Raw genomic sequence first — 8,216 nt, forward strand, 5'->3', positions numbered from 1 at the left:
TCCACGGGCAGGTAGCCGTCGATGTTCTCGTCGGCTACCTGCCCGCTTCCACTGCGGGAACAGCCACGTCAGCGTCGCAGTACGGTCGTGACCGGGAGCGGGAGACGTCGCGGAGTGTTCTCGCTAGGCCGGGCCGATGATGACGGTCTGCAGTTCGGTGAAGGTGTCCATCGCGTGGGCGCCGCCGACCCGGCCGATGCCGCTGTCCGAACCGGATCGGCCGCCGAACGGCAGGTGGCTCTCCCAGTAGTTCGTCGACTCGTTGATGTTGACCCAGCCGGTGCGGACCGCGTCGGCGAAGTGCAGCCCCTGCCGCAGGTCGGCGGTGTAGATGGCGGCCAGCAGACCGTACCGGGAGGCGTTGGTCAGCGCGATCGCCTCGTCGAGTCCGCTGATGCCGACGATCGGCGCGACCGGCCCGAACGTCTCCTCGGTCGCCACCAGAGCGTCGGCGGGCACTCCGGCCAGGACCGTCGCCGGCCAGTACAGGTCGGTCGGGAAGCCCTTGGCCGGTTCGCCGCCGGTCAGCACCAGCGCGCCCCGGTCGACCGCGTCCGCCACGTGCGCGGACATCTTGTCGGCCACCCCGGCGTTGTTCAGCGGGCCCATCGTGGTCGCCGCGTCGAACGGGTCACCCAACCGGATCCGGTCCCGCACGGCCGCGGCCAGCCGCCACGCGAACTCCTCAGCCCGCGAATGGTGCACCAGCAGCCGTTCGCCGGCCGTGCAACTCTGGCCCGCGCACAGGAAACACGCGGTCAGGGCACCCTCGACTGCCCGGTCCAGGTCGGCGTCTTCGAGTACGACCAGAGGACCGTTCCCGCCCATCTCCAGCAGTGTCGCCTTACCCGCCGCAGCGGCAGCGACGTGCCGTCCGGTGACGGTGGAGCCGATGAACGCGACCGCGTCGGTGCCCGGGTTGCGGGCGATCTCGTCGCCGACCACCGGTCCGGGACCGGTCACCAGGTTGAACACGCCCGGCGGCAGACCGGCCGCGGCCACGCACTTGGCCAGCGCGATCGCGGCGATGCTGGTCGACGGCGCCGGCGTCCACACCACGGTGTTGCCGGCGGCCAGCGCGGGCGCGATCAGTTCGGCCGGCATCGTGTACGGCCAGTTCCACGGGGTGATGATCCCGACCACGCCCCGCGGGCGGCGGATCAGCATCGCCCGGGTGCCGCGGCTCGACGACGGGGGCAGCAGCCCGCCGGAACGCTTGGCGTCCTCGGCGGCCGTCCGCCAGTAGACGATCAGCTCGTCCACCTCGTCGTACGCCTCCGCGTGCAACGGTTTGCCCTGGTCCAGGGTCAGTGTGCGGGCCAGCGAGTCACGCCGGCCCTCGATCACGTCCGCGACGCGGTGCAGCAGCGCCGCCCGCTCGAACGCGGACAGCCCGGCCCATTGCGCGGTGGCCCGCCGGGCGGCGTCGATCGCCTCCCGCGCATCGTCGCGATCCCCTTGCGCCACCGTGCCGATGGCCTCACCGGTGGCCGGGCTGGTCGCCACGAAGGTCGCCCCGGATTTGGCGGCCCACCACTCCCCGTCCACGAACATCATGGCGGCAAGGTTAGAGGAACTCCCGCCGATACATCTCGATCAACTCGCGGTAGTGGGGGCCGGTGTTGGCGATGTAGATCTCGTCGAAGCCGGCTTTCTCGTACGCGCGGATCTGCTCCCGGTGCCCGGCCGGGTCCGGCCCGCAGACGATCGCGTCACGGATCATCTCCTCGGTGACCAGCTGCGACGCCTGTTCGAAGTGTCGGGGTGACGGCAGCACCTGGGACAGTTCACCGGGGACGGCGGCGTTCGGCCACAGCCGGTAGGCCGTCGTCACCGCCTCCTCCTCGGTCGGTGCCCAGCTGCCCTTGAATCCACCCTGGGCGGGACCCTTACCGCCCTTCTCCCGATATCTCGTGACAAGGTCGCCGTCGGGCATGGTGGAGATGTACCCGTCCGCGATCCGGGCCGCGACGTCGATCGCCTTCGGGCCGAACGCTGACACGTACACCTGCGGGGGTTGATCCGGCAGGGTGTAGAGCCGCGCCTGGTCGACGGTGAAGTGCCGGCCGCGGTGGCTGACGAACCCGCCCTGCCACAGCTCCCGCATCACCGCGACGGACTCCTCGAGCATCTCCAGCCGCTCCCCCGCCGACGGCCAGCGCTCCCCGGTGACATGCTCGTTCAGCGCCTCCCCGGTGCCGACGCCGAGCACGAACCGCCCCTCGTGCAGGACCGCGCTGGTCGCCGCGGCCTGCGCGGTGATCGCCGGGTGGATCCGCTGGATCGGGCAGGTCACCGCGGTGGTGACCGGGATCGTGACGACCTGGCTGAGCGCCCCGATCAGCGACCAGACGAACGGGCCCTGCCCCTGCTCGTCGTTCCACGGATGAAAATGGTCGGAGATCCAGAGACTCGCGAACCCGGCGTCCTGGGCCAGCGTGGCCTGCTCGATCAGCTGGGCCGGCGTGTATTCCTCAGAAGACAAGAAGTATCCGATGCGCACGAACAGCGCATACCCCCGAAACGCCCGCCCACACCCGCGCCGAGCGGTTCAGGCCCGGCGCGGCTCCAGCACCACGACGGGCGTCTCCCGGCCGCGCTGGGCGAAGACCGCGTCGAGGTCCTGGTACATCGGGAGACCCCGGAAGAGCCCGAGCAACCGCTCACGCTCATCGCCGCCGGCCGCCCTCGCGTGTACGGAACGCCGGCCGCCCACCAGGTCGACGGACACCTCCGGCCGCGCCTCCAGGTTGAGCCACCACGCCGGGTGGGCCGGGTCGCCGGCGTTCGACGCGAGGACCACCAGGTCGTCGCCGTCCTCGAGGTAGTTGAGCACGACCGCCCGCGGCTTCCCCGACCGGCGCCCGACCGTGTGCAGCTGGAGCATGCCGCTCTTGGCGCCGGCGACCGGCAGGGCCAGCCCGATCCGCGCGCCGGAGACGGCGAGCACCGCGCGGTGCACGGACCAGGCCACCCGGATCAACGGGCGCGGAGGGATCTTGGCTGCCATGGCAGGAAACCCTACCGCGCCCGTTCCGGCAGTCGCCTACGGCGTGAAGAGCAGCCGGGCACGGATCTGCCGGAAACCGGTCCTTTCCAGATCAGCCACCATGGGTACGCGGTAAGCCTCGGTGTCCGCCACGACCTCGTAGGCCCCGCCGGTGGACAGGGTCTCGACCGCGTCAGCCAGGAGTTCGCCGTGGACGGCCTCCTCGAGCGCCCCCAGGTAGGCGATCATCGGGTAGCAGGCGTCGCCCGCGGTGGCGGCCAGCCCGATCGGGACGTCGTGGCGCAGCGCGATCCGCCAGGTCCGCGGTGGACCGGTCAGCCAGGACAGCGGGTCGGTGGCCAGGTCCACGCCGCCGACCGTCTCGGCGATCTCCTTGCCGGTCAGCACGGCCGGATCGGGGATCCGCGCGACCAGGTCCCGGATCTCCGTGGCATCGGCGGCCGGGCGGAACGTGTACCGGCCGGACGGGGTGGGCAGCGGCGCCCCGGCCCACGAGAACCGGATCCGCTCGACCCGCTCGGTCAGGCCGGCGAGCCGGGCCGCCGCCATCGGGGCGTCGACGACCGCACGGACCTCGGGGCTGCGGCGCCAGTACGCGGGCACCGCCGCGAAATACCGGGTCGGGCCGCCGAACGCCTCGTGCGCGGCGTGCAGCAGAGCGACACCGAGGGCGGGCTCGGCGCTCAGGTCGAACCGTTCCAGCCAGGGGGCGCCGACGGCGCCCGGGGGCTGCAGCCAGGCGGCCCGGGCCACCACGCGGCCGGCGCGCAGGGCGACCCAGGTGTGCTCGGGACGGTAGCCGCCACCGGCCAGCCCGTCGGCGTAGCCGACCTGGCGCAGTTGGGGCAGCGGGTCGGGCATCGAGTCGAACAGGTCTTCCTCGCCCGCGGCGAGGGAGCGGATGACCACGTCGGTCATGGGAACCTCCGGAACGCGAACGCCCCGGTCAGTGCCGCGTGGACGCCGGTACGCGGGCGGGGCGCAGAACATCGGACATCGTTCTGACCTCCTTCCCGGTTCGACGGCGTGTCCGTACCCTATCAATCCTTTCCGATCTTTCCGGCCGCGGCTGTCTACGCAGGTCGATGATCGGTTACCGAAAGGTGCCCCCGTTTCGATTTAGTGCCTTCTTCCCAGCTCAGCACCGGTCTCTTACGGTTTCCCAGTAACCGAAAGAGAGGCAAGATCATGGCTGTGACACTGGTGAACCCGCCCGGCATCCCCGTGGTGGACGTCTACCGCCAGGTGTCGGTCGCGACCGGCGCGAAGCTGATCCACGTGGCCGGGCAGGTGTCCTGGGACGCCGACGGCGTGACGGTCGGCGCCGGCGACCTGGCCGCCCAGGTCGAGCAGTGCTACGTCAACGTGGCGACCGCCCTGGCCGGGGTGGGCGCCACGTTCGACGACGTGGTCAAGCTGACCGTGCACGCCGTCGACTGGGACCCGTCGAAGATGCCCGCCCTGGTCGAGGGCATCACACGGGCGTACACCCGCTTGGGCGTCACGGCCGCTCCCCCGGCGTCGCTCTTCGGCATCGTGGCCCTGGACATCCCCGAGCACCTGGTGGAGCTCGAGGCCACCGCCGTCCTGGACTGACAGCCGCCGCGCCCGGGCCGGGCCGTCCGCGTCAGGCCCGGGGCAGCACGCCCAGCAGGGTGACGGTGAGGGCCGGCTTGAGGAATCCTCGAGATTCAGGTGGAACCGGGCCGGGTCGGGCTCGGTCCGGGCCTCATCGCGGCGCCGCGGGCCGGTCCCGGTCCGGGCCTCTCCCTCCACCCCGCGGCCTTCCAGACGTCGTGTCGCCGGGGTGATCGGGGGCGGGGCATGCGGTGGACCACAGCCGGGAATGCGGCCGCAACGCCGGGGAGTTGCTGGAGGCGTGCGAAAGAAGATCGGGTTTCTGTCCTTCGGCCACTGGCGCAACGTGACCGGCTCCCAGACGCGAAGTGCGGCGGATTCACTGCTGCAGACGATCGACCTGGCAGTGGCCGCCGAGGAGTTGGGCGTGGACGGGGCGTTCGTCCGCGTTCACCACTTCGAGCGTCAGCTGGCCTCCCCGTTCCCGCTGCTGGCGGCCATCGCGGCCAGGACGGACCGGATCGAGATGGGCACCGGCGTGGTGGACATGCGGTACGAGAACCCGCTCTACATGGCCGAGGAGGCCGCCGCCACGGACCTGATCAGCGGCGGCCGGCTGCAGCTGGGGGTGAGCCGCGGATCCCCGGAGACGGCGCTGCGCGGCGCCGAGTCGTTCGGTTACGTCCCCGCCGAGGGCGAGACCACCGCCGACACCGCCCGCAAGAAGATCGAGATCTTCCTGGCGGCCGTCGACGGCACCCCGGTCGCCCGCACCGACCCGGCCCGCACCGGTGGAGTGAGCGGCGGTCTCGCGATCCAGCCCCAGTCCCCCGGCCTGCGGAAACGCATCTGGTGGGGCGCCGGCACCCGAGCGACGGCCGAGTGGGCGGCCCGGACCGGCATGAACCTGCAAAGCTCGACGCTGCTGTCGGAGGACACCGGCGTCCCGTTCGACCAGTTGCAGGCCGAACAGATCGCGCTGTACCGGCAGGCCTTCAAGGAGGCCGGCCACGACTGGGAGCCCCGCGTCTCGATCTCCCGCAGCGTCCTGCCGATCACCGAGGAGATCGACCGCGTCTACTTCGGCCGCGAGGACGACCAGGACCAGGTGGGCCTGCTGGAAGGCGTCCGCTCCCGCTTCGGCCGCACCTACTCCGGCGACCCGGACCGGATCGCCGAGGAACTCGCCGCCGACCAGGCCGTCCAGGCAGCCGACACCGTCCTGTTCACCGTCCCGAACCAGCTCGGCGTCGACTACAACACCCGCCTCCTGAAGACCATCACCGAACACATAGCCCCCGCGATCGGCTGGACCCCGAGCCCGCCACGCTGAGCGGCCCCACCCTTCTGCTCCTTCTGCTCCTGCCGGGCTCCGGCGCGAACCGTGCGATGGACGTCGGGCGAGGAGTCGTTGCCCTCCCTGCCGTGAGCACCGACGAACTCGCCTTCGCAGGACGCCTCACCGCAGGCCGTAACCGACCTTCAAAAAATCGATTTACACCGTTGCCTTGACGCACCCTGAACGAGAGATGCTCCCTCTCGATGATGGAGTGTTAGATTTTGCTGGCCAACGGTCGTATGCGATGAGTGATCGCGGGTCGAGTGCGCCGATATCGGTGTCACGTCCGGGTGTTCGGCATGTATTCGTTTTTCTTCTACACCCGTGGTGGGTGTGGTCACACCCACCACGGGTGTAGAAGAAAACTGCTGTGTATGCCCCCGACAAGCTCAGGCGGCGCCGGCCCGTACGCCTCAATCATCCATACACGTTTCGCGGTCAGCGTCCGTGTGGTGATTTGAGGCGCCCAGCACGCCCGCAATCACCACACCCCACCACGGGCGCGGTGATTTGAGGCGCCCAGCACACCCGCAATCACCACACCCCACCACGGGCGCGGTGAATTGAGGCACCCAGCACACCCGAAATCACCACGCGGACGGGCTTCGCATCCTGATCACGAAGGTTTCTAGTGGTGGAACCGGGTGGTCTCGGTCAGGGGCTCGCGCCCTACGGCCACCGCGTTGATCGGGGCCGCCGGGTCGGCGTACCCGAACGAGACGCCCAACAACAGCCTGCCCCCGGCGACGCCCAGTGTCTCGCGGACCGTGTCGGCGTAGAAGCTGAGCATCGCCTGGGGGCAGCTGCCGACGCCGTGCGCGGTCATGGCCAGCAGCAGGGTCTGGGTGTACATGCCCAGGTCCGCGGTCAGACGGGGGTCGCCCGACTCGGGGGCGTACAGCATGGCCACGTGCGGGGCGCCGTAGAGACTCAGGCTCCGTTCGTCGTACGCGGCCCGCAGGTCCCCGGCGCCGCGGTCGATGTCGAGGGCGGCGTAGAGCGACGCGCCCCAGGCCCGGCGGCGGCGCTGGTGGACCGGCTCGTACACGTCCTCACTGTAGGGGAAGTCGGTGGTCTGCCGGCCTTCGCGGTGGGCGGCGATCAGCGCGGCGGCCAGGTCGTCCCGTTTGGCGCCGCTGACCACCTCGATCCGCCAGGGCTGGGCGTTGGAGGCGGACGGCGATGCCCCAGCCAGCGCGAAGATGGCCTCGATGGTGTCGCCGGGCACCGGATCGGGCAGGAACGCCCTGGTCGCGTGGCGTCCACGGATCAGTCGTTCGGCGGCGTCCGTTGCTGCTGTCATGCTCACTCCCTGGTACACGTAACCGTTTACTTCGAGCGACCGTAGCGGACCCGGCGGTCGAAGTAAACGGTGGCGTATAGTTCAGATATGAGTGGCAGAGGTGGACGTGAGCGGGTGCTGGCCGCCGCCAACAGTCTGTTCGCGACCAAGGGCATCACGGCGACCACGATGGAGGACATCGCCGCGCGGGCACCCGTGTCGAAGCGAACGCTCTACGCGCACTTCCCGGCCAAGGAAGACCTGGTGCTGGCGCATCTGGACCACGTCGTGCAGGCGGGTTACTCCGTGCTCGCCGTCCTCACCAGGGAGGACCTCACACCGCGCGAACGGGTGCTGGCGATGTTCGACGTGCAACCGTGGCCGGACGGGAGCGTGCGCGGGTGCCCGTTCATCCACGCGGCGGTGGAACAGCCCGACCCGGACGGGCGGGTGCACTCCTTCGCTCGTGAGCAGAAGCTGGCGATGCTCACCATGGTCACGAGCCTGATCAGCGAGATGGGCGTCGATCCGGCGGAGCCGCTGGCCGAGCAGCTGGTCACACTGGCCGACGGCGCCGCGAGCCGGGCCATGGTGCTGAACGACCCCGAGTATGGAAGGCACGCCCGCGCCGCCGCCGAGATCCTCATCGAACAAGCCCGATCACCCGCGTCACCTGCCCCCGGCGAGCCGGGTGAAGGTGACGACCGGCGCGCTCGATGACGGTCACCGGACCGTTCGGCGGGGCGCTGCCACAGAGCCGGCCATCGCCATCGGGCGTTCGCGCCCGACGACCTGTTCCCCGACCGCCACGGACGTCCAGCCGGGAGGCAGACAGCTCAACCCGGACCTGACCGGCTGACCGGCTGACCGGCTGACCGGCTGACCGGCTGACCGGCTGACCGGCTGACCGGCTGACCGGCTGACCGGCTGACCGGCTGACCGGCTGACCGGCTGACCGGCTGACCGGCTGACCGGCTGACCGGCTGACCGGCTGACCGGCTGACCGC

General features: G+C 70.7%; 8 protein-coding genes. 3 read left to right on the forward strand and 5 right to left on the reverse strand.

Features of this window, described 5'->3' with window-relative positions; genetic code table 11:
• Positions 1–123: 123 nt before the first annotated feature.
• From QSK32_RS17620 to QSK32_RS17635, 4 genes are read right to left on the reverse strand one after another with little or no spacing between them, the layout of a single operon-like run.
• Positions 124–1,557 carry an aldehyde dehydrogenase family protein gene (locus tag QSK32_RS17620; protein WP_052721158.1) on the reverse strand — a complete coding sequence of 478 codons (1,434 nt, stop codon included), beginning with the start codon at positions 1,555–1,557 and terminating at the stop codon, positions 124–126.
• Between the two features lie 10 nt (positions 1,558–1,567).
• Positions 1,568–2,503 (reverse strand): TIGR03557 family F420-dependent LLM class oxidoreductase, encoded by a 936-nt coding sequence (locus tag QSK32_RS17625; RefSeq protein ID WP_285472555.1) that lies wholly within the window; start codon positions 2,501–2,503, stop codon positions 1,568–1,570.
• Positions 2,504–2,551: 48 nt separating this feature from the next.
• The gene (locus QSK32_RS17630; protein ID WP_285472556.1) at positions 2,552–3,010 is read right to left on the reverse strand and encodes a nitroreductase/quinone reductase family protein; all 459 of its coding nucleotides are present in this window, start codon (positions 3,008–3,010) and stop codon (positions 2,552–2,554) included.
• 36 nt (positions 3,011–3,046) lie between these two features.
• Positions 3,047–3,928 carry an acetyltransferase gene (locus QSK32_RS17635; RefSeq protein WP_285472557.1) on the reverse strand — a complete coding sequence of 294 codons (882 nt, stop codon included), beginning with the start codon at positions 3,926–3,928 and terminating at the stop codon, positions 3,047–3,049.
• 270 nt (positions 3,929–4,198) lie between these two features.
• On the opposite strand from QSK32_RS17635, the gene QSK32_RS17640 reads away from it, so the two are divergent.
• Complete coding sequence (locus QSK32_RS17640; protein WP_045747487.1) at positions 4,199–4,606, forward strand: RidA family protein; 408 nt, start codon at positions 4,199–4,201, stop codon at positions 4,604–4,606.
• 283 nt (positions 4,607–4,889) lie between these two features.
• Positions 4,890–5,921 carry an LLM class flavin-dependent oxidoreductase gene (locus QSK32_RS17645; RefSeq protein WP_045747488.1) on the forward strand — a complete coding sequence of 344 codons (1,032 nt, stop codon included), beginning with the start codon at positions 4,890–4,892 and terminating at the stop codon, positions 5,919–5,921.
• 634 nt (positions 5,922–6,555) lie between these two features.
• On the opposite strand, the gene QSK32_RS17650 is transcribed toward QSK32_RS17645, so the two are convergent.
• Positions 6,556–7,230, reverse strand: coding sequence for a nitroreductase (locus tag QSK32_RS17650; RefSeq protein ID WP_285472558.1), 675 nt, complete (start codon positions 7,228–7,230; stop codon positions 6,556–6,558).
• Positions 7,231–7,317: 87 nt separating this feature from the next.
• Here QSK32_RS17650 and QSK32_RS17655 point away from each other — a divergent pair, with 87 nt between their 5' ends.
• Positions 7,318–7,929, forward strand: coding sequence for a TetR/AcrR family transcriptional regulator (locus QSK32_RS17655; protein WP_285472559.1), 612 nt, complete (start codon positions 7,318–7,320; stop codon positions 7,927–7,929).
• Positions 7,930–8,216 lie beyond the last annotated feature (287 nt).

Origin of the sequence: Actinoplanes sp. NBRC 101535 (assembly GCF_030269225.1) — a bacterium.
GTDB lineage: Bacteria > Actinomycetota > Actinomycetes > Mycobacteriales > Micromonosporaceae > Actinoplanes > Actinoplanes rectilineatus.